The 20,806-nt window shown below is 61.0% G+C and carries 23 protein-coding genes; 15 read left to right on the top strand and 8 right to left on the bottom strand.

The window, feature by feature from the left end; translation table 11 throughout:
* Positions 1 to 100: 100 nt before the first annotated feature.
* On the top strand, positions 101 to 1,714 hold the full coding sequence (locus JYU29_RS07285) for an acyl-CoA dehydrogenase family protein (RefSeq protein WP_250157298.1): 1,614 nt from the start codon (positions 101 to 103) through the stop codon (positions 1,712 to 1,714).
* Here the strand turns inward: JYU29_RS07285 and ruvX are convergent, their stop codons facing one another.
* Positions 1,715 to 2,179, bottom strand: coding sequence for a Holliday junction resolvase RuvX (gene ruvX / locus JYU29_RS07280; RefSeq protein WP_213984008.1), 465 nt, complete (start codon positions 2,177 to 2,179; stop codon positions 1,715 to 1,717).
* A 92-nt stretch (positions 2,180 to 2,271) separates the two neighbouring features.
* On the opposite strand from ruvX, the gene JYU29_RS07275 reads away from it, so the two are divergent.
* From JYU29_RS07275 to JYU29_RS07255, 5 genes are all read left to right on the top strand, one after another.
* A complete protein-coding gene (locus JYU29_RS07275) occupies positions 2,272 to 2,973 on the top strand; it encodes a metal-dependent hydrolase (RefSeq protein ID WP_213984007.1) in 702 nt (233 codons plus the stop codon).
* An 81-nt stretch (positions 2,974 to 3,054) separates the two neighbouring features.
* Positions 3,055 to 3,342 carry an Asp-tRNA(Asn)/Glu-tRNA(Gln) amidotransferase subunit GatC gene (gene gatC, locus JYU29_RS07270; protein ID WP_213984006.1) on the top strand — a complete coding sequence of 96 codons (288 nt, stop codon included), beginning with the start codon at positions 3,055 to 3,057 and terminating at the stop codon, positions 3,340 to 3,342.
* Positions 3,343 to 3,346: 4 nt separating this feature from the next.
* Entirely contained in the window at positions 3,347 to 3,817 is a 471-nt protein-coding gene (locus tag JYU29_RS07265) for a GNAT family N-acetyltransferase (protein WP_213984005.1), read from the top strand.
* Positions 3,814 to 5,295: an Asp-tRNA(Asn)/Glu-tRNA(Gln) amidotransferase subunit GatA gene (gene gatA / locus JYU29_RS07260; RefSeq protein WP_213984004.1), complete on the top strand. Its 1,482-nt coding sequence runs from the start codon at positions 3,814 to 3,816 to the stop codon at positions 5,293 to 5,295. Before JYU29_RS07265 ends, gatA begins: the two co-directional genes overlap by 4 nt.
* Positions 5,296 to 5,324: 29 nt before the next feature.
* Positions 5,325 to 6,128, top strand: coding sequence for a YdcF family protein (locus JYU29_RS07255; protein ID WP_213984003.1), 804 nt, complete (start codon positions 5,325 to 5,327; stop codon positions 6,126 to 6,128).
* On the opposite strand, the gene JYU29_RS07250 is transcribed toward JYU29_RS07255, so the two are convergent.
* Positions 6,115 to 6,816, bottom strand: a complete 702-nt coding sequence (locus JYU29_RS07250) for a DUF599 domain-containing protein (protein ID WP_213984002.1) — start codon at positions 6,814 to 6,816, stop codon at positions 6,115 to 6,117. The genes JYU29_RS07255 and JYU29_RS07250 overlap by 14 nt on opposite strands.
* Before the next feature lie 559 nt (positions 6,817 to 7,375).
* On the opposite strand from JYU29_RS07250, the gene JYU29_RS07245 reads away from it, so the two are divergent.
* The 3 genes from JYU29_RS07245 to JYU29_RS07235 all read left to right on the top strand — a co-directional run bounded on the left by JYU29_RS07245 (position 7,376) and on the right by JYU29_RS07235 (position 10,207).
* The gene (locus JYU29_RS07245; RefSeq protein ID WP_213984001.1) at positions 7,376 to 8,779 is read left to right on the top strand and encodes an L-serine ammonia-lyase; all 1,404 of its coding nucleotides are present in this window, start codon (positions 7,376 to 7,378) and stop codon (positions 8,777 to 8,779) included.
* A 73-nt stretch (positions 8,780 to 8,852) separates the two neighbouring features.
* Positions 8,853 to 9,284 (top strand): DUF1489 family protein, encoded by a 432-nt coding sequence (locus JYU29_RS07240; RefSeq protein WP_213984000.1) that lies wholly within the window; start codon positions 8,853 to 8,855, stop codon positions 9,282 to 9,284.
* Positions 9,285 to 9,511: 227 nt separating this feature from the next.
* Positions 9,512 to 10,207, top strand: a complete 696-nt coding sequence (locus tag JYU29_RS07235; protein WP_213983999.1) for a DnaJ domain-containing protein — start codon at positions 9,512 to 9,514, stop codon at positions 10,205 to 10,207.
* A gap of 59 nt (positions 10,208 to 10,266) precedes the next feature.
* Here JYU29_RS07235 and JYU29_RS07230 read toward each other — a convergent pair whose 3' ends face one another.
* A complete protein-coding gene (locus JYU29_RS07230; RefSeq protein ID WP_347879861.1) occupies positions 10,267 to 11,667 on the bottom strand; it encodes a serine hydrolase in 1,401 nt (466 codons plus the stop codon).
* Between the two features lie 320 nt (positions 11,668 to 11,987).
* Between JYU29_RS07230 and clpS the strand changes: the two genes are divergently transcribed.
* The 4 genes from clpS (at position 11,988) to JYU29_RS07210 (ending at position 16,028) form a co-directional block, all read left to right on the top strand.
* Positions 11,988 to 12,347, top strand: coding sequence for an ATP-dependent Clp protease adapter ClpS (gene clpS / locus JYU29_RS07225; RefSeq protein ID WP_213984310.1), 360 nt, complete (start codon positions 11,988 to 11,990; stop codon positions 12,345 to 12,347).
* An 8-nt stretch (positions 12,348 to 12,355) separates the two neighbouring features.
* Entirely contained in the window at positions 12,356 to 14,809 is a 2,454-nt protein-coding gene (gene clpA, locus JYU29_RS07220; protein ID WP_213983998.1) for an ATP-dependent Clp protease ATP-binding subunit ClpA, read from the top strand.
* 137 nt (positions 14,810 to 14,946) lie between these two features.
* Positions 14,947 to 15,684: an AzlC family ABC transporter permease gene (locus JYU29_RS07215; RefSeq protein WP_213983997.1), complete on the top strand. Its 738-nt coding sequence runs from the start codon at positions 14,947 to 14,949 to the stop codon at positions 15,682 to 15,684.
* A complete protein-coding gene (locus tag JYU29_RS07210) occupies positions 15,681 to 16,028 on the top strand; it encodes an AzlD domain-containing protein (RefSeq protein WP_213983996.1) in 348 nt (115 codons plus the stop codon). The genes JYU29_RS07215 and JYU29_RS07210 overlap by 4 nt, the downstream gene beginning before the upstream one ends.
* On the opposite strand, the gene JYU29_RS07205 is transcribed toward JYU29_RS07210, so the two are convergent.
* The 4 genes from JYU29_RS07205 to JYU29_RS07190 form a co-directional block, all read right to left on the bottom strand.
* Positions 16,025 to 16,453 carry an HIT family protein gene (locus tag JYU29_RS07205; RefSeq protein ID WP_213983995.1) on the bottom strand — a complete coding sequence of 143 codons (429 nt, stop codon included), beginning with the start codon at positions 16,451 to 16,453 and terminating at the stop codon, positions 16,025 to 16,027. The two genes, JYU29_RS07210 and JYU29_RS07205, sit on opposite strands and share 4 nt — an antisense overlap.
* 76 nt (positions 16,454 to 16,529) lie before the next feature.
* Positions 16,530 to 17,708: a GNAT family N-acetyltransferase gene (locus JYU29_RS07200; RefSeq protein WP_250157201.1), complete on the bottom strand. Its 1,179-nt coding sequence runs from the start codon at positions 17,706 to 17,708 to the stop codon at positions 16,530 to 16,532.
* Between the two features lie 87 nt (positions 17,709 to 17,795).
* Positions 17,796 to 18,512, bottom strand: a complete 717-nt coding sequence (locus tag JYU29_RS07195) for a glycerophosphodiester phosphodiesterase (RefSeq protein WP_213983993.1) — start codon at positions 18,510 to 18,512, stop codon at positions 17,796 to 17,798.
* Complete coding sequence (locus tag JYU29_RS07190; protein ID WP_213983992.1) at positions 18,509 to 18,973, bottom strand: RidA family protein; 465 nt, start codon at positions 18,971 to 18,973, stop codon at positions 18,509 to 18,511. Before JYU29_RS07190 ends, JYU29_RS07195 begins: the two co-directional genes overlap by 4 nt.
* A 117-nt stretch (positions 18,974 to 19,090) precedes the next feature.
* Here JYU29_RS07190 and JYU29_RS07185 point away from each other — a divergent pair, with 117 nt between their 5' ends.
* Positions 19,091 to 19,948: a cell envelope integrity EipB family protein gene (locus JYU29_RS07185; protein WP_213983991.1), complete on the top strand. Its 858-nt coding sequence runs from the start codon at positions 19,091 to 19,093 to the stop codon at positions 19,946 to 19,948.
* On the opposite strand, the gene JYU29_RS07180 is transcribed toward JYU29_RS07185, so the two are convergent.
* A complete protein-coding gene (locus JYU29_RS07180; RefSeq protein WP_213983990.1) occupies positions 19,926 to 20,555 on the bottom strand; it encodes a MarC family protein in 630 nt (209 codons plus the stop codon). The genes JYU29_RS07185 and JYU29_RS07180 overlap by 23 nt on opposite strands.
* 22 nt (positions 20,556 to 20,577) lie before the next feature.
* On the opposite strand from JYU29_RS07180, the gene JYU29_RS07175 reads away from it, so the two are divergent.
* Entirely contained in the window at positions 20,578 to 20,805 is a 228-nt protein-coding gene (locus JYU29_RS07175; RefSeq protein ID WP_213983989.1) for a hypothetical protein, read from the top strand.
* Position 20,806: the final 1 nt, after the last annotated feature.

Here is a 20,806-nt window from a genome sequence, read left to right as displayed (position 1 = left end):
GGCAATTGGTTCTCAACCGGGAATTTCTTCGCGCGTTTGCCCGGCAAAGGCTATAGATTCGCGTGGAATAGCCGAGGAAGCCGGTGTGACTCAGGACAACATGAACCAGCCCCCGATCTTCAGCGGCGGCAATGCCTGGCGCGGGGATCCGCTGCTTGTGCAGATTGCCGAGGATTTCTCCGAGCCTGTTCGTCAGGAGCTTGATCAGATCGGTCGTTTCGTTCTTTCGCCGGAAGCACAGGAAACGGCGCGTCTCGCAAACACCGAAACGCCGAAGCTGCGGACGCATGATCGTCAGGGCCGACGCGTCGACGTGGTCGATTTTCATCCCGCGTATCATGCGCTTATGCGCCGTTCGATCGCGAACGGCCTGCATTCCTCGATCTGGGAAAATGGCGATGCGGAAGCCGGCCGGCGGCATCAGGTTCGCGCCGCACGCTTTTATCTGACCGCTGAGCTGGAATGTGGGCATCTTTGCCCGCTGACCATGACGAGCGCTTCGTTGGCCGCGCTGATGGCTTCTCCGGATCTGTTCCGAGAATGGGCGCCGCGCATCACGACGCGCCGCTACGACCAGTCGCAGAAGCCGCCGGTCGGCAAGGTCGGGCTGACGCTCGGCATGGGCATGACCGAAAAGCAGGGCGGCACCGATGTTCGCGCCAATCAGACGGTGGCGGAACAGGCCAGCGGCAACTTTTATCGTTTGACGGGCCACAAGTGGTTCATGTCGGCGCCGATGTCCGACGCTTTCCTCATGCTGGCGCAGGCGAAGGAAGGGCTGAGCTGCTTCCTTGTGCCGCGTATTCTTGGCGATGGATCGTCCAACGGGCTGCATTTCCAGCGTTTGAAGGACAAGCTCGGCAATCGCTCGAATGCATCTTCGGAGGTCGAGTTCACAGGCACGCTGGGCGAGATCGTTGGCGAGCCGGGCGCCGGGCTGCGGACGATCATGGATATGGTCACGCTGACGCGGCTGGATTGCGCCGTGGCCTCATCCGGTCTGATGCGGGCAGGCCTGGCGGAAGCGGTGCATCATACGCGCCACAGGACTGTATTCGACAAGACGCTGATCGACCAGCCGCTGATGGTGCGCGTGCTGGCAGACATGGCGCTCGATGTGGCGGCAGCCACGGCGCTGTCGTTCCGATTGGCACGATCGTTCGACGAAGCCGCCAATGATCGCGGCGAGGCGGCCTTTGCGCGGGCCATGACGCCGGTGGTGAAATACTGGGTCTGCAAGGTCGCGCCCGCGCTGCTTTACGAGGCGATGGAGTGCCTGGGCGGCAACGGCTATGTCGAGGAAGCGCCGCTCGCTCGTTATTATCGTGAAGCGCCGGTCAATGCGATCTGGGAAGGCTCGGGCAATGTGATGGCGCTCGACGTGCTGCGCGTTTTGCGCCGCGCGCCCGCGCTGTTCGAAGATGTGTTTGCCGGCATCGAGCGGGATCTGGGACCGAGCGGACGCGGGACGATCGATGTGCTGCGGGCGGCAACGCATGTTGCGCTTTCGGATGAAGGCTCGGCTCGGCTGCTGGCCGAGCAGCTCGCCCTTTCTGCGGCTGCGGCCGAGCTTCGTCGCATGGGGGCGGGGCGCATTGCCGACGCCTTCATCGAAACACGTCTAGGCGGGCAATGGCGCAGCACCTACGGCATGCTGAATGCTCGCCATGATGCGCGGCTGATCGTCGATACGCTTTACCCGGAAGCGGGCTGATCACAACAGCGCGGTCAGACGATCGAGCGCGCCTTGCAGAATGAAGGCAGCGGCAGCCGAATCGATGCGCTCGTCGCGTTTGGCGCGCGAAACGTCCATGCCGATGAGGGTGCGCTGCGCTGCAACCGTCGACAGGCGCTCATCCCACAGAATGAAGGGGACGGGCGTCAGCTTGTCCATGTTGCGGACGAAGGCCTTGGTTGCCTGAGCGCGGGGCCCTTCGCTGCCATCCATGTTGAGCGGAAAACCGATCACGGCCGCTTCGACTTCGTCGCCAAAGGCGGCAAGCAGCGCCTGCGCATCTAGGCCGAACTTCTTGCGGGTGATGACCTTGCGCGGATGCGCGAAGGCAAGGGAGCGGTCGGAAATGGCAAGACCGATCGTCTTGGTGCCGAGATCGAGTCCGGCTATCGTGCGGCCAGGCTGATGGTACGCGGCAAAAGCTTCGAGGGTCATAACAGGCATGGCCGCATCCTCTTGTCCTGTTTTGCCTCGCGACTATCCTTCTGAGCCAGCAAGGCTGACGCAAAGGCCGGGGCGGATACAAAGGACGTGATATGGAACTGACGTGGTACGGGCATTCGGCCTTCAAGATCAAAGCCGGCGGCGCCAGCATTCTCATCGATCCCTTCCTGACCGGAAATCCTTCCTGGAACAAGGGCTGGCAGGAAGCCGCTGAAGGCGTGACGCATGTTCTGCTCACGCATGGCCATAATGACCATGTCGGCGATGCTGCGGAAATCGCCAAAGCTACGGGCGCGATGCTCGTTGCCAATCCCGAACTCTGCGGCTTCATGGCGACCAAGGGCGTGACGAACGTCAACCCGGGCAATCATGGCGGGACGCTCGATTGCAACGGCTTCACCGTCACCTTTGTGAATGCACTGCATTCCTCGGCCTATACGCTCGAGAATGGCGAGAACGTTTATCTCGGCAATCCCGCCGGACTGGTGCTGCATTTCGAGAACGAGCCGACGCTGTATCACATGGGCGATACGGATATTTTCGGGGATATGGCGCTGATCAACGAGCTGCATCAGCCTGAGATCGGCCTCGTGCCGGTTGGCGATCGCTTCACGATGGGTGGCGCGGTCGCGGCGCTTGCTTGCCGGCGCTACTTCAACTTCCGCACCGTGGTGCCTTGCCACTACGCGACCTTCGGATTGCTCGACCAGAGTGCCGAAACTTTTGAAGCCGGCATGGCGGATTCAGATGTTGCCGTTCTGATCCCGACGATCGGCGAGCCGGTTCAGGTCTGATCCTGCCGCAGGCTTGGGTTGCACGCCCAAGCCTGCACCGGTATAGCGCGGGGACTCCAACACCAGCCGCCGGAGACGAGTATGTCGGTCGATGTCGATACAGTGACGCGCGTGGCGCGCCTTGCCCGCATTGCGGTGACAGCTGAAGACGCCCAGCGCATGACCGGCGAGCTCAACGCGATCCTCGGCTTCGTGGAACAGTTGGGCGAAGTCGACGTGTCCGGCGTCGAGCCCATGACCTCCGTGATTCCCATGCAGATGCGCCGCCGCGATGATGCGGTGACCGATGGCAGCAAGGCTGCCGATGTCGTCGCCAACGCGCCGGCGACGGAAGAAAACTTCTTCATGGTGCCAAAGGTCATCGAGTAATCAGATGGCCGTTTCGCTCGCAATCGAAACCCCGTTGCAGGATGACGTCCGCGGGCTCGTTTCCGAGCTCAACGCGACGATGATCCCGCTAACGCCGCGCGAGTTCCAGTTTCAGATGACCGTCGAGCAGATGGCGGATGGCGCCGTGACCTTGGTGGTCGCCCGCAACGAGGCTGGCGAGGCGGTTGGCATGGGTGCGATCAAGGATTGCGGGCAGGGCGTGGGCGAAGTGAAGCGGATGTTCACGCGTCCGGCCGTGCGTGGCGAACGTGTCGGGAAGGCCATTCTCGCGAAGCTCGAAAAGCTCGCACGGGAAAAGAACCTGACGCGCTTGGTGCTTGAAACCGGAGAGGCGGACGGCTTCGAACCCGCCTACCGCATTTATGAACGCAGCGGCTTTACGCGCTGCGGCCGTATTCTCGATTATCCCGATGCCGGCCATAACCGGTTCTATGAAAAGAAGCTTGTTCCATGAGCGACCTGACCAAACTGACCATCGCGGAAGCCCGTGCCAAGCTCGATGCGCGCGAGTTCACTGCGCTTGAGCTGACCGACGCCTATCTCGGCGCAATCGAAGCGGCCAACGAGACCTTCAACGCCTATGTCGCTGTTACGCATGACAAGGCGCGCGCCATGGCGAAGGCATCGGACGAGCGCCTTGCCGGCGGGCAGGCGGGTGCGCTGGAAGGCATTCCGCTGGGCATCAAGGACCTTTTTGCGACCGAGGGCGTTCATACGCAGGCCGCAAGCCACATCCTTGACGGCTTCAAGCCACGGTATGAATCGACGGTCACGGCCAATCTCTGGGCCGATGGCGCAGTGATGCTCGGCAAGCTCAACATGGACGAGTTCGCAATGGGCTCTTCCAACGAGACGAGCTATTACGGACCGGTTAAGAACCCCTGGCGCGCCAAGGGCTCGAACACGGATCTGGTGCCGGGCGGCTCTTCGGGTGGATCGGCTGCCGCCGTTGCCGCCTGGCTCTGCGCCGGTGCGACTGCGACGGATACGGGCGGTTCGATCCGACAGCCGGCCGCGTTCACGGGGACGGTTGGCATCAAGCCGACTTATGGCCGTTGTTCGCGCTGGGGCACGGTCGCCTTCGCTTCTTCGCTCGATCAGGCCGGTCCGATCGCGCGCGACGTCCGTGATGCGGCGATCCTTCTGCAGTCGATGGCTTCGGTGGACAAGAAGGATGCGACTTCTGTCGATCTGCCGGTGCCGGATTACACGGCTGCACTCGGCCAGTCGGTGAAGGGCATGAAGATCGGCATTCCGCGCGAATATCGCGTTGAAGGCATGCCGGAAGAGATCGAGACGCTGTGGCAGCAGGGCATTGCCTGGTTGAAGGATGCTGGCGCCGAGATCGTCGACATCACCCTGCCGCACACAAAATACGCGCTGCCGGCTTATTACATCGTGGCACCCGCCGAAGCCTCGTCGAACCTGGCGCGCTATGACGGCGTTCGCTACGGTTTGCGCGTGCCGGGCAAGGACATCACCGACATGTATGAGCAGACCCGCGCTGCCGGTTTCGGTCGCGAGGTGAAGCGCCGCATCATGATCGGCACCTACGTTCTGTCGGCTGGTTATTATGACGCCTATTACGTGCAGGCGCAGAAGGTCCGCACGCTGATCAAGCGCGACTTCGAAACTGTTTTCGCCGACGGCGTCGATGCGATCCTGACGCCGGCTACACCATCCTCGGCCTTCGGCATTGCCGACCAGGAGATGGCTGCGGATCCCGTAAAGATGTACCTCAACGACATCTTCACGGTGACGGTGAACATGGCCGGTCTTCCGGGCATCGCCGTGCCGGCCGGTCTCGACCACAAGGGTCTGCCGCTGGGGCTGCAGCTCATCGGCAAGCCGTTCGAGGAAGAAACACTGTTCCGCACCGCGCATGTCATCGAACAGGCTGCTGGCCGGTTCGAAGCGCCCAAGTGGTGGTGAGCCCGACGCGAGTCGGATAAAGGGCGGCGATGTTCTTCATTGCCGCCAAGATCTTCTGGTTCCTTCTGCAGCCGATCAACCTGATCGGCATTCTGCTGCTGACGACGCTGTGCGCCTTGATCCTGCGCTGGCAGCGCTTCGGACTGGCGACTGCGAGCCTGGCGTTTGTCATTCTCGCGCTCGCGGTCTGGTCCTCGATCGGACCCTTCGCGCTCCGCTTCCTGGAAGATCGCTTTTCGCGGCCTGATCCTGCACCGCAGACGGTTGCCGGCATCATCATGCTGGGCGGCGGCATGGAAGGCGCGATCAACCTCAAGCGCGGTGGCTATGAGCTGAATTCCGGCGGAGACCGCCTCGTGGAAACGGCCGTGCTCGCCCGGCGTTATCCGCAAGCGCGGATCGTTCTTTCCGGCGGCAACGGATCGCTGGTCACCGAAGGCGAGGGCGACGCGGATTCGGCACCGCGTCTGCTCGAAGGTCTCGGCTTGCCACGCGACCGCCTGATGCTTGAAAACAAGTCACGCGACACGTTCGAGAACGCCATCTTCAGCCGCGATCTGGTTCAACCCAAAAAAGGCGAGACGTGGCTGCTGGTCACCTCTGCTTTCCATATGCCGCGCTCGATGGCGCTGTTTCGCAAGGCGGGCTTCGACGTGGTGCCTTGGCCGGTTGATTATCGCACACGCGGTGACGAGATGCCGGGACTGGCGACCGACAATCCTCTCGACTCGCTTTCAGCCACAACGGTCGCTTTGCGTGAATGGATCGGGTTGACCGCGTACTGGCTCACCGGGCGGATCGACACGCCTTTTCCCGGGCCTAGTGATCGCTGAGCACGGTTTGGCGCGCTTTTGAAAAGAACTGGCGCCGCAGAAGCACGATCACCACAAGGACGCTGCTCGAAGCAAAGATCACCGGTCCGATGAACCAGCCGAGATAACCGATCGAAAAGAAGATCCCGAGCAGGCCGGCATTGAAGTGCTTGCCTGCCAGGATGTTCATGCGCGCAGCCCGTTCGATGGCCGCATTGAAGGCGCGCGGTGCGAGATCCGCGTCGGCGACGGGGGGAACCGCGCCGATCAGGATCGAGCAGTAGTTGAAGAGCCGGTAAGACCAGGCGAACTTGAAGAACGAATAAGCGAACAAGCAGCTCAGTCCGACCGTCTTGATCTCGAACACGCCGCGTTCCGGCTGGTGAATGAACGGAATGTCGTTCAGCACCGCCAGAACCTGCTGCGATTGGCCAATAAGCGCCACGCAACCGCCAAGCGCGAAGAGCGAAGTGGAGGCGAAGAAACCGGTGCCCGTTTGCAGCCCGCTCAAGATGCTGGTGTCGATCATCCGCAACTCACGCTTGGCCATGGTTTCAATCCACTGTCGCCGCTGCTTGTTCATGGCGACAGTCAGCGACGGCCGGCTGAAGACGTGCCCGCCGACGGCTGCGGCATAGAACGCCCAGAGCAGGATGAAGAACAGCAGTGCTGCAATATCAAAAGTCGTGAGCGGAACGGTTTGTTGCATATGACCCCAGTTTGAAACGTCTCCGACATCGTGCCCAGATTCGGCCGCAGGCGTTAGGAGAAGATGAACATATTCCGTCGATTAAGTCTCTGATCGTAATGGCTTCGCGTACAGCAGGTGCTTCATCTGCCTTGTTGAAGCCATATTGTGCATTGCGGTGCCGATCCAGATCGGCTAATCGAGCGCCGCGGCGGCGAACCCATTTGCCGGCTGCGATCAAATTACATGGACCGATATGGACGATCATGAGCAGAAGTCCTGCTGGGGCCTCACGGTCAAAGCAGTTTTTGGATTCGTTGTCGTGATGGCGCTGACATGGCTTGTCACCGGCGCCGAAAGCGGAGTCGTGCTCGTCTCCGCTGGCTGACACAAAGAGCTCAGCACCGGATTGTCGGAGGGACGCAGCGATGCGTCCCTTTTTCATTGAACGACTTCGATGAGCGAGAGCGATGTCGCGTCCGGATCATGCGAGGTCGGTCCGCAGAAGGTGCGATGCGCCGAGTGGGCGCATGCATGATGCTCTGGCAAATGCCTGCGACCATCACGATATTGAGGCACGATGTTTCTTTCCGTCTTCGACCTCTACAAGATCGGCATTGGCCCTTCGAGCTCGCACACGATGGGCCCGATGACCGCTGCCGCCCGCTTTCTCGATGAGCTGCAGAGCGGGGACTGGCCGCGGCCAGCGAACGCTCGGGTCGACCGGCTGGCTGTCAGTCTGCATGGCTCGCTGGCTTTTACCGGCGTTGGCCATGGCACCGATCGCGCGGTGATCCTCGGGCTGGCAGGGTTCGTGCCCACCACGGTTGATCCCGACCAGAATGACGCAATCCTCGAGCGCGTCGGGTTTGAGAAGCGGGTGCGGCCGGCCGGGCACGGCGATGGCTATCGCTTCGATCCGAAAACCGACCTGGTGCTCGACAAGAAAGTGCCTTTGCCAGGTCACGCCAACGGAATGGCCTTCAACGCCTTCGACACCGATGATCGGCTTTTGTTGCGACGGATCTATTACTCGATCGGCGGCGGCTTCGTGGTTTCGGAAGAAGAGCTGCAGCGCCTGAAGTCGACCTCCGGCTCCACATCCGCACCGCGTGTTCCTTACCCATTCCGCAATGCCGCGGAAATGCTGGCGATGGCAAAGCGGAGCGGTCTGTCGATCGCCGAGATGAAGCGGGCCAACGAAGAGATCCACCTGTCGCAACAGGAACTGGATGAGGGCCTAGATCGCGTCTGGGGCGCCATGCAGGGATGCATCGAGCGAGGGCTTTCGAAAGAAGGCATCATGCCCGGCGGGCTGAAGGTGAAGCGTCGTGCGCGCCAGTTGCATGACCGGCTGCAGGAAGAATGGCGGCAGAACCGACCCAATCCACTGCTCGCCAATGACTGGCTCTCGATTTATGCGATGGCCGTCAACGAAGAGAATGCCGCAGGCGGGCGCGTGGTGACCGCGCCGACCAACGGTGCGGCCGGTGTCGTGCCGGCGGTGATGCGCTATTGGCTGCACTTCTATCCCGAAGCCGACCAGACCGACATCCGCAACTTTCTCCTGACGTCGGCAGCCGTCGGGGGCATCATCAAGCACAATGCGTCGATCTCCGGTGCCGAGGTCGGATGTCAGGGCGAGGTCGGCTCCGCGTCGGCGATGGCGGCTGCCGGGTTGGCTGCGGTGATGGGTGGAACGCCCGAGCAGATCGAAAACGCAGCCGAGATCGCGCTCGAGCATCATCTGGGCATGACCTGCGATCCCGTCGGCGGGTTGGTTCAGGTGCCTTGCATCGAGCGCAATGCGCTGGGTGCGGTGAAAGCGGTGACGGCTGCGTCGCTCGCCATCAAAGGCGACGGCACGCATTTCGTGCCCTTGGATGCTGCGATTGAGACGATGCGCCAGACCGGCCTCGACATGAACGAGCGCTACAAGGAAACCAGCCAGGGCGGCCTTGCCGTCAACGTCGTCGAGTGCTGACCTGCCGCAGCGTGCCTGTGGAGAACTTCCTTCGATCGATTTGATGCCACAATCCGCAGGCGTATGAAGCGGCATGGCTCTCCACATCCTGAAGCTCTGCGTCGGCGTCGAAACGGTTGAAGATCTCGAAGCCTGGATCACGCATATTCGCGCCGAGCGGGCGCGTGCCGGTCATGAGCATCATTTCCATACGACGCGCATGGTGCCGCAGCGCAAGCCTGAAGTGCTCGACGGTGGCTCGATCTACTGGGTGATCAAAGGCACCGTGCAATGCCGTCAGCGTTTGATCGGGATCGAACCCTTTACCGACGGCGAGGGAATCGGTCGTTGCCGCTTGATGCTGGATCCGCAGGTTGTCCGCACGCAGTGGCAGCCGCGACGTCCATTCCAAGGATGGCGTTACCTCAAGCCAGAAGATGCGCCGGAGGATCTCGGCGGCGCAAATGCCATCGCCGAGATGCCGCCAAAGCTTCGGCTGGAACTGGCAGAACTCGGTCTTCTGTAGGCGCTCTGGCGCGATCGTCTGGACGATCAAACAAGATTGAAGAGAAGGTTCGGGCGGCTTGCTGCCCTTGCCTCATGACCGGCCGCGTCTCATCTCTGTTGCATGAGCACGAGCATACAGGCCGAAGCGGTCCCATTACGCGAACCATCGAGCGGTGCAGTCCCACCTGTACCGGCTAAACTGCCGCGTCTGCGTAAGCCGGTTCTTCGGCGGTGGAATGATCGCCAATGAGCGTCCTGGTTGTTGCCACAATAGCGATACTTCTGCTCGCAGCCGCAGCTGCCCTGTTTCTGCGGATGGATGCCGGGCGTCTGGCGCGTGGCATCCCGGTTGCCGGTCCTGCCGTGCTGACCGGTTTGGGCGTTGTCTTGCTGTTGCTTGGATCAGCGGTGCCGGGTGGAATGATGGTCTCGGCCGCAGGAGCGTGGTTTCTCGTTGGCCGAAGACGCAAGAAGCGGAAGCCACTGACGGGCCGGCGCTCACATGTCAGGACCGCTGCGCTCGAGATGCAGCTTGATCATGACACGGGTGCCCTGGAAGGGCACGTTCTGGCCGGGAGCCATGAAGGACAGCTCCTCGGCACTTTGGATATGGATGCGCTGCTTATTGTCCTGAAGGAAATCCGCAGCGACCGCGAAAGCGTCCGTCTTCTAGAAGCGTATCTTGATAGCCGTTTCGCCACCTGGCGCCAGCACGTGCAACCGGACGTTCACACGCGGGCTCGACGCACGCCAGGAACGAGCGCCATGAGCAAGGAGGAGGCCTACAAGGTCCTTGGTCTTGAAGCGACTGCGACCGCGGCTGACATCCGCCATGCTCATCGCCGCCTGATGCAACGGCTGCATCCCGACCGCGGCGGTTCGACCTTCCTGGCTGCGCGGATCAACGAAGCGAAGGACGTCCTGCTCTCTCACCATAACTAAATTCCATCGACGCGGTACAAAGGGGGAGCCGGCACCAATACCGGCACTGAGGAAAGTGGTTATCGCTCAATCGCGTAGCAGGGGATGTCCTTCTTCTTCAGGGCGCTGCATGTGCTCCATGCCTCGTCCTTCGAACCGTAGCCGCCGAAGCGTGCGCGGTAGTAGGTGGTGCCACCCTTGGTGAAGGTTTCGGTGAAGGCAGCGTCTGCCGAGAGAATTCCGGTCGCCTTGCTGGCAACCCGCGACAGCATGGACTGCGCTTCGCCTGCCGAACCGAGCGAGGCAACCTGAATGGCCCAGCCGCTGTCGCCTGGATTTGCACTTGCCTGGATGGCAGCAACCGACGTGGTCGAAGCGGTCGCGACAGGATCGATCGAGGCAGCAACAACAGCCGCCGAGCGTGCGACGCTTTCCTTCAAGCGGGCCGTCTTCTCCGTCTGCACGGATGCTACCTGGAGATCCGGCTTCACCGAAGCTTCAGCGAGAACCTGTTCGATGATGGCTGCGCCCGGACGGCCGCTCGGGGTCGGGGCATCGTTGTGCGGCAGAACCGCAGCGTATGCCTGAACCTCCGGCATGTCCGTGTTGCCGCGGGCAACGAGCAGGCCGGTGGACCGGGTGGAAGCCTTTGGCAGATAGGTCTTGATCAGCTTGGCCATCTGATTGTCGCGAGCCGCACCCGAAGTGCCGCCGAGAACAACGGCAACGAGCTTGCGGTCGCCGTCCTTGATCGAGGTGACAAGGTTGAAGCCCGACGCGTTGATGTAGCCGGTCTTGATGCCATCGACGCCCTTGATGCGGCCGAGCAGGCGGTTGTGACCGTTGATGGTCTGCTTGCCGAGCTTGAACGAGGTCGTGGAGAAATAAGGATAGTACTTCGCATGATGCTCGCGCAGCGCAATTCCGAGCGTCGCCATGTCACGCGCGGTGGTACGCTGGTTGGGATCCGGCAGGCCCGAGGCATTGCGGAAGGTGGTCTTGTCCATGCCGAGGCTGCGGGCCTTGGCGGTCATCATCTGTGCGAAATTGGATTCGGTTCCGCCGATCAGTTCACCGAGCGCTGCCGCCGCATCGTTCGCCGACTTCGTGATGAGCGAGAGAATCGCATCCTCGACCGACACGGAATTGCCAGGACGGATGCCGATCTTCGTTGGCGGACGGGCTGCGGCGTATTTCGAGAAGGGCACGCGCGAATCGAGGCGAATGCGACCGGCCTTCAGCGCATCGAAGACGAGATAAAGCGTCATCATTTTCGTGAGCGAGGCTGGGTAGCGCATGCCGTCGGCGCTTGAGGAATACAGTGTCTTGCCCGTGTTCGCATCAACCACGATGGCCGCATAGCGCGGGTTGGAAGCAGCTTGTGCAGCAGCAGCTCCCAACGACAGCATGGTCAAGGCGACCAGTGCAGTCTTGGCAGTTTGGCAGAAGGCAGAGAGGAGGCTGGCCGATGTCTGACGCACGGATACACCCTTCAGGTTAGTCTTTTGGATTGGCGGGCGTGGCCGAAATGTCAGCCACAAGAAAATACGCTAAAGGCAGGTGGTTACGAAAGCCTTTAGGGTAACCGGATCGTTGACGCGCTCGGACGAATTAATCTCGAATTGCGGTCCAGTGCTTTTTTTACGGTCTTCGTGTCGTGAGTATGTTGCGGATCTCTGCAGATGCCGCGGCTGGCTGAGTGGCCGTATTGCCAGCGCAAAAGAAGGCCTTAAAATCGTACGTCTTCGCACCTACATCGGGATGGAGCGACAGACAGGACTCAGGGGCATAGCGCGTGACGATGGGTGGAGACGCCGGGCGGCGTTTAACACGAATGCAGGCACAGGATGGCGGCAACGGACCGGGCCGCAGCACTGCGGTTATTACCAAGCCGCGCGCCAAGACAAAGAAGCCCAATCTTTACCGGGTTCTGATCCTCAACGACGACTACACGCCGATGGATTTCGTCGTCCATATTCTCGAGCGGTTCTTCCAAAAGGACCAGGAGGCGGCAACCCGCATCATGCTCCACGTCCATAATCACGGCGTGGGCGAATGTGGGGTCTATACATTCGAGGTGGCCGAGACCAAAGTGTCTCAGGTCATGGACTTTGCCCGTCAGCATCAGCATCCGCTGCAATGCGTGATGGAGAAGAAGTGAGGTACTAAATGCCGGCTTTCTCCCAAGGCCTTGAAAAGGCGCTTCACCAGGCGCTCACATTCGCCAACGAGCGACATCACGAATATGCGACGCTCGAGCATCTGCTGCTGGCACTCATCGATGACGTTGATGCATCGGCAGTCATGCGGGCATGCAACGTCGATGTCGACGATCTCAAGCAGACGGTGCTGACCTATATCGACACCGAACTCGACAACCTGATTACCGGCTATGACGAGGACTCCAAGCCCACGGCCGGGTTCCAGCGCGTGATTCAGCGCGCCGTGATCCACGTTCAATCGTCGGGTCGCGAGGAAGTGTCCGGCGCCAACGTGCTCGTTGCGATCTTCGCAGAGCGCGAAAGCCATGCCGCATACTTCCTGCAAGAACAGCAGATGACCCGCTATGATGCGGTCAATTATATCAGCCACGGCATAGCCAAGCGGGCAGGGGCGAGCGAATCGCGTCCGCCGCGTGGTGCCGAGGATGAGCAGGCTGGTGCTGCCGGTGCTGAAACGGATGAGAACGGCAAGAAAAAGCAGCAGCAGGACGCGCTAACGGCTTATTGCGTCAACCTCAACCAGAAGGCCAAGGGCGGCAAGATCGACCCGCTGATCGGTCGCGAGACCGAGATCAACCGCACCATCCAGGTTCTTTGCCGCCGTTCCAAGAACAACCCGCTTTACGTCGGCGATCCCGGCGTGGGCAAGACGGCCATTGCCGAGGGTCTGGCTAAGCGAATCGTGGAAGGCAAAGTGCCGAGCGCGCTTGCCGATGCGACGATCTTTTCGCTCGACATGGGCACGCTCCTGGCTGGTACGCGCTATCGTGGCGACTTCGAAGAGCGGCTGAAGCAGGTCGTGAAGGAACTCGAGGATTATCCGGGCGCCGTGCTGTTCATCGACGAGATCCACACCGTGATCGGTGCTGGTGCCACGTCCGGTGGCGCAATGGATGCGTCGAACCTCCTGAAGCCGGCTTTGTCTTCGGGTGCGATCCGCTGCATCGGCTCCACCACCTACAAGGAGTTCCGCCAGTTCTTCGAGAAGGATCGCGCGCTCGTGCGCCGTTTCCAGAAGATCGACGTGAACGAGCCGACGGTGGACGACACGATCGCGATCATGAAGGGCTTGCGTCCTTATTACGAGGACTTCCACAAGGTGAAGTTCACCTCCGACGCCATCAAGGCGGCTGTGGAACTGTCGGCTCGCTACATCAATGACCGCAAGCTGCCGGACAAGGCGATCGACGTGATCGATGAAACGGGTGCATCGCAGATGCTCCTGCCGCAGAACAAGCGCAAGAAGACGATCACCGTGAAGGAGATCGAGGCCACCATCGCCACGATGGCGCGTATTCCGCCGAAGACGGTTTCGGCTGATGACGAGCAGGTGCTGGCTGGGCTGGAGATCGAACTCAAGCGTGTGGTTTACGGTCAAGACACGGCCATCACGGCCCTGTCTTCCGCGATCAAGCTGGCGCGTGCTGGTCTTCGCGAACCCGACAAGCCGATCGGCTCGTACCTGTTCTCCGGTCCGACCGGCGTCGGCAAGACCGAAGTTGCCAAGCAGTTGGCGGCGTCGCTCGGCTGTGAGCTGCTGCGCTTCGACATGTCGGAATATATGGAGCGTCACACGGTCAGCCGTTTGATCGGCGCGCCTCCCGGTTATGTTGGCTTCGACCAGGGCGGTCTGCTGACGGATGGCGTCGACCAGCATCCGCATTGCGTGCTGCTGCTCGACGAAATCGAGAAGGCGCATCCAGACCTGTTCAACATCCTGTTGCAGGTCATGGATCACGGTCAGCTGACGGATCACAATGGCAAGAAGATCGACTTCCGCAATGTGATCCTGATCATGACCACCAATGCCGGTGCGTCCGACATGGCCAAGGCTGCGATCGGCTTCGGGTCTTCGAAGCGCGAGGGCGAGGATGTGGAGGCGATCAACCGCCTGTTCACGCCGGAATTCCGCAACCGTCTCGATGCGATCATCCCGTTCGGCTCGCTGCCGGTGCCGGTGATCCACCAGGTGGTGCAGAAGTTCGTGATGCAGCTTGAATCGCAGCTGTCCGAGCGTGGCGTGACCTTCGACCTGTCGGAAGACGCCATCGCCTGGCTGGCCGACAAGGGCTATGATGAACGCATGGGTGCGCGTCCGCTTGGACGGGTTATCCAGGAGCACATCAAGAAGCCACTGGCCGACGAGGTTCTGTTCGGCAAGCTCAAGAACGGCGGCACGGTGCGTGTCACAGTCGAGGAAGTGGACGGCAAGAAGGACCTGAAGCTGGAGTCGCTGGCAGGCGAGCTTCCGGTCAAGCCAAAGAAGGAAGCCGAGGCAAAGTCTCCGAAGCGCGCAAGAAAGCCTGCTGCGAAGAAGGCAGCGCCGCAGGAGCCGGCCGAGGAAGAAAAGAAGTCGCCCGGCAAGCGCAGCCTCGTTCCGCAGCTTCCGCGCAAGAACTAGGCGTTCGCTCCACCTGACGAATTAAAAGCGCGCGGCACCCACCGCGCGCTTTTTCTTTGTGCCAAGGGTTCATCCCTGTGGTCCGGCTGAAGCTGAACGTGCCATACAGGTTCGCGGCCGCCCGAAAAGGACCTGGAATGGAGGCGTTGAACGAAGCGCAAGATGAGCCCAGCTTCCGCTGGTATCTTCGAGGCGCAAGAGCCGCCTATTCCATCCCCGGCTTCATCTTGATGAGCTCCTTCGTCGGCTTCAGCGCCTTGGCGAAGGCGGCCGATGTTGGTCTTTGGGCCACTGTGTTCATGACGGGAATCGTTTGGGCCCTGCCTGCGCAGGTCGTTCTCGTGGGTGCCGTGATCGCCGGCAACTCGCTGGGCGCAGCGGCACTTGCCGTGGCGCTTTCCTCGGTGCGTTTGACCCCGATGGTGGTTGCAATCGTGCCCGAGTTGCGTGGACCCCGAACGCGCGGGATCACACTCTACTTCCTGTCCCACTTCGTGGCGGTCACGTCATGGGTGCTCGCAATGGCGAAGCTGCCGGATGTGCCCGCTTCCAGGCGCACGGCCTTTTATTTCGGCCTGGGCTCGACACTGACCCTGACCAACATGATCGTGGTGGGATGTGTTTACGTGCTGGTGGATGCGCTTCCGCGCGAGCTATCGGCGGCGCTCTTCATGCTGACGCCGATGTACTTCCTGACCTCGCTGTGGGGATCGGCCAGAGAATGGGCGACCAATCTGGCGATGGTGTTCGGCATCGTGCTCGGCCCGGTCTGTCATGTTCTGGTGCCGAGCTTTGATCTGCTGATCGCCGGATTCGCGGGTGGCATCGGTGCCTACGTGATCTATCGTCTCGCGCATCGGAGGCGATCGGCATGACGTTTCATTCCAACGATGCCTGGTGGTGGCCGTTTGTCTTCATCCTCGTTGCAGGATGGCTGGCGACCGACGCCTGGCGCTATCTCGGCGTTTATCTCGGCGGTCGGATCCGCGACGACTCGGAAGTGCTGGTTCTCGTTCGCGCGATCGCGACCGCCCTGGTTGCGGCCGTGATCGGCAATCTGATCCTGTTCCCATCGGGAGAGCTGGCATCCACGCCGGTGGCGTTGCGCATCGAGGCGGAGATTGCAGGTTTCGCCGCCTACCAGCTTGCCCGCAAGACCGTCGTGGTCGGCATCATCGTTGCCGAGGCCATTCTGCTTGCGGGCCTTTACGCGCTTTAGTTTCCGAGAACGCCAATCATCTTTTCGGCGTGGGCGGCAAGCACCTTGGACTTTTCCATCGTGCCGGTATGCGGCTTCAGCGCGACGCCTTCGAAGCGTGGAATGACGTGGAAGTGCAGGTGGTAAACGGACTGGCCGGCGGCCGGTTCGTTGAACTGCTCGATCGTCACGCCATCAGCGTCGAAAGCCTTTACAGCGGCTTTGGCGACATGCTGCACCGTCTGGATCAGATGGGCGAGATCACCGGGTGCGATGTCGAGCAGGTTGCGTGCCTGAGCCTTTGGAATCACGACGCAGTGGCCGTCGCCACGGGGCATGATGTCCATGAAGGCGTAGCTGTGATCGTCTTCGTAGATGCGATGAGCCGGCAGGTCGCCGCGCAGGATCTTGGCGAAGATGTTTTCGGGATCATAAACAGCAGTCATGGGTCAGCCTCCGGTGGTTGCTCGAAACGAGCGATAAGCAAGAAGCGCTTGAGCGTAAAGGCGAAGAGCCCGGCACTTACTCCGACTTGCGAAACGGCGTGCGGTCTTCGAGATATTCGCCCATTGCTGCCACGTCGCGGCGCTCGCGGTTGAGGTAATCGCCCACGGCTTTGCGCAGGCCGGGATGAGCGATGTAGTGGGCCGAGTGGGTGGTTACGGGCACATAGCCGCGCGCCAGCTTGTGTTCGCCCTGAGCACCGGCTTCAACCACGCGCAGCTTTCTGTCGATCGCGAAATCGATGGCCTGATGGTAGCAGACCTCGAAATGCAGGAAGGGGTGATCCTCGATGCAGCCCCAGTTGCGTCCGAACAGCGTGTCGCCGCCGATGAAGTTGATGGCGCCTGCGATATAACGGCCTTCGCGCTTGGCCATGATCAGCAGGACATCGTCCGGCATGCGCTCGCCGATCAGCGAGAAGAACTTGCGGTTGAGGTAGGGCCGACCCCATTTGCGGCTGCCGGTGTCCATGTAGAAGGCGTAGAAGTCGTCCCACACGCGCTCGGTCAGATCGCTGCCGGTCAGCCACTCTATTGCTATGCCCGAAGCCAAGGCCGACTCACGCTCCTTGCGCAGGGTCTTGCGCTTGCGCGAGGCGAGAGCGTGGAGAAAGTCCCCGTAGCTCGAATAGCCTTGGTTGAAGAAGTGGAACTGCTGGTCGGTGCGATGAAGAAAGCCGGCGCTTTCCAGCACCGCAACGTCTGGTTCACTGGCGAAAGTAACGTGAGCGGAAGACGCGCCGAGCTGGTTCGTTAGAGCCTTGATGCCCTCTGACAGAGCGGCTTGGATCGCATCTGGCGCGTAGTTTTTCGCCACGAGCAAACGTGGTCCCGAAGCCGGCGTGAAGGGCACTGCGATCTGGAGCTTCGGATAATAGTCGCCGCCGGCTCGCTCGAACGCATCCGCCCAACCGTGATCGAAGACGTATTCACCCTGACTGTGTGACTTGAGATAGCCTGCAACGGCACCAAGCAACGCGCCATCCGGTGATTCCAGACGCAGGTGTTGTCCGAGCCAGCCGGTGTTGCGGGTGGCGCAGCCGGAATCTTCCAAAGAACTCAGGAAAGCATAGGAGATGAAGGGATTGTAGGGCAGGGCACCGACCTTGAATGCGCCGTCGAGGCTGCTCCATTCGGCAGGGGAAAATGCCTTGAGATCCGTCGCGACGCGGATCGTGATCTCGCCGTCTTCTGCCATCTCACCGCCAGCATCTGCCATCCTCTCAAGATACGCCCGCCGCATGCGAGGACAAGATGACGATGCGGCAGGCTGTGTTTGAAGCGATCAGGCCTCGAAACCCTCGAAGGTCATCTGATCGGCATGAGCAAATGTCTTTGCCTTCGCCTGCTCGTTGCGAACCGTCCAGGTGATCACCGGCATGTCCAGTTGTTCGCGCACGAAGGTGATGAAGCGGTTTGGCAGATCATCAACGCCGTAGGACACGAAGTCGAAGCCATGAGCCAGCATGGAGAAATGGGCTTCCAGATCGCTGTCTTCCCGCCCGTAAGCGGTGAGGCCGGCGGGCACGTTCGGTGCATGCGTACGGAACTGGCGCACCAGCCAGTGATCGAACGACATGATGGCGGCTGGCCCGTCATAGGCCTTCAGCTGCTCGGCCACCTTGGCGACGATCCCGTCATCCTTGCCTTCGATGCCCTTGAGCTCGATCACCAGAGGCACGCGTCCGGCAACGAGTTCCAGCAGTTCGGCCAGCGTCGGCGGATGATCATCGGTGCCGCCGATGCGCAGGTCGCGCATCTCCGCCGCAGTTTTCTCGAAGATCGAACCGTCAACGCCCGTCAGACGCTTCAGCGCATCGTCATGGAAGACGATTGGAACGCCATCGGCGGATAGATGCACGTCGCATTCGATGGCGTATTGCTTCTCGATCGCGGCCTGAAACGCTGAAAGCGTGTTCTCCCAGCGCTGCTTGTTGAGGTCATGGTAGCCGCGATGCGCAATCGGCCGCGCGGTCAGCCAATCCAGATCGCGTTTGCTCATTCGACTTCCAGAATGGCCTCGATCTCAACCGGCGCGTTCATGGGCAGGACGGCAACGCCAACAGCGGATCGCGCATGCTTTCCACCTTCACCGAAGGTTGCCGCCAGAAAATCCGAAGCGCCATTTGCCACGAGGTGCTGTTCGGTGAAGTCCGGCGTGGACGCCACGAAGACGGTGATCTTCACGAGGCGCTTGATTCGGCCGAGATCGCCGAGTGCCGCCTTCGCCTGCGCAAGAACATTGACGGCGCACCACTTGGCGGCAAGCTTGCCGGCTTCCGTTCCAAGCTCACGGCCCAGCAGGCCCATGGCCATCAGCTTGCCGTCCTTCAAAGGAAGCTGACCGGCGGTAAAGATCAGATTGCCGGTTTGGGTGTAGGGAACATAGTTCGCCGCGGGCGCTGCCGCTTCCGGCAGTGTGACACCGAGTTCCAGCAGCCGTTTTTCGATTGTGTCGCTCATCCTGGTCTCCTTATATGCAGCCTGTTCGAAGACGTAGCGGCTCGCTTCTGCCACGTTCCCCTTATAGATACAGCCGGATTGTTGCGCATTTTCGTGCCCCGATCCAGGGAGAGACCCATGCGGATTGTCCGCGCCGTTCTACCGACACTCGTTCTGCTTGCCCCGGTGGCCGCACAGGCACAGGGCGCAGTCACGCTGATGCCGCATCGCGCGGTTTACGATTTGAAGCTCGACAAGGCGACCGAGCAGTCCGGGATCTCGAACATTTCAGGACGGATGGTCTATGAATTCAACGGTTCGGCCTGCGAAGGCTATACCGTGACGTTCCGCTTCGTGACCGAAATCAACACGGCCGATGCGACGCGGGTTACCGACCAGCAGACGACGACCTTTGAAGACGGCGAGGGCAAGACCTTCAACTTCGCCACGAAGTCCTACATTGATCGCGCGCTCGATCGCGAGCTGCGCGGAACGGCGACCCGCGAAGCGGACGCCGTGGAAGTGAAGATCGAGAAGCCGCAACCGAACGACATCAAGCTGCCCGCCACCCAGTTTCCGACACAGCACATGCTGGAACTGGTGAACCGTGCGGAAAAGGGTGACACCTTCTACGAAACCACGCTGTTCGATGGTTCGGACGAAGCGGACAAGGTGATGACGACGACGATCGTGATAGGCAAACCGACAAAGGAACAGGCGGGGGATGCCGAGGCGGGTCCGCTCAAGGATCTGGCTGACGATACCTATTGGCCGGTCGACATCGCTTATTTCGACCTCGTCGGTGATGGCGGAGAAGAAACGCCTGATTATCGCACCAGCTTCAAGCTGCATGCTAATGGCCTGACGCGGGACCTCGTCATGGACTACGGCGACTTTTCCATGACCGGCACGCTGGTCAATCTCGACATTCTGCCGGCGTCTTCGACGCCTTGCCCTGATGAGAAGGCCGAGCCTAAGCCGCAACCAAAGCCCTGATCCCGTCGGCCACGAACTGAACGGCCAAGGCGGCAAGCAGCACGCCGAGCAATCGCGTCAGGATCGAACGCCCCGTTTCGCCGAGGAAGCGGTCGACGCGGTGGGCGAGCGCGAGAACCAGAGCGGTGATGGCCAGACAGGCCATCAGGATGCCGACAAAGGCGAGCTTCGCCAGGGGTGTGGTGAAGCCGCCCGACAACAGAACCGTTGCGGAGATTGCTCCCGGGCCGGCGATGAGCGGGATTGCCAGCGGGAAGGCGGCGATGTTGCGGATCATGTCGCGCGTCACTGCGGTCGTAGCGCTCCGCTCATGGCGCTCTTGTCTGCGCTCGAAGATCATCTCGAAAGCGATAAAGAACAGGAGGAGGCCGCCTGCCGTGCGGAACGCCGGCAGCGTGATGCCGAACGCCGTCAGGATGACGGTGCCGCCCAGCGCGAAAAGAGCCAGAATGGCGAAGCCGATGATGGAGGCGCGCACGCCGACCTGAAGCCGTTGCGAGCGGTTCATTCCCGCAGTGATGGCGAGAAACAGAGGCGCCAGCCCAGGCGGATCGATCGTCACCAGGATCGTCACAAAGGCGTTGAAGGCGCTTTCGAAGTCAGGCATTTGCGCTTTCTCATCCAGTTAAATGGCGCGTCGTGTCAGCAAGGCTGATCCCGTTTTGCGGGTGTTTTCGCGCATCCGCATCATGCTTTTTTTGCTTGCCTCCTACCAACCGGCAGAGGCGAAAGCTATCGCTTTGTTATTCCAAGCCTTTTCGATCCGCTTTGCTGTGGGAATCGCTCCTGCCGAATTGGTGTCCGGAGATGACTTCCTATATAAATGCCTGATGATTCCTAGCGATCGGTACTTCTAAG

Origin of the sequence: Tianweitania aestuarii (assembly GCF_018457165.1) — a bacterium.
GTDB classification, from domain to species: Bacteria; Pseudomonadota; Alphaproteobacteria; order Rhizobiales; family Rhizobiaceae; genus Tianweitania; species Tianweitania aestuarii.
The sequence above is the reverse complement of the archived record's forward strand: the minus strand, read 5'-3'. Positions and strand labels throughout refer to the sequence as shown.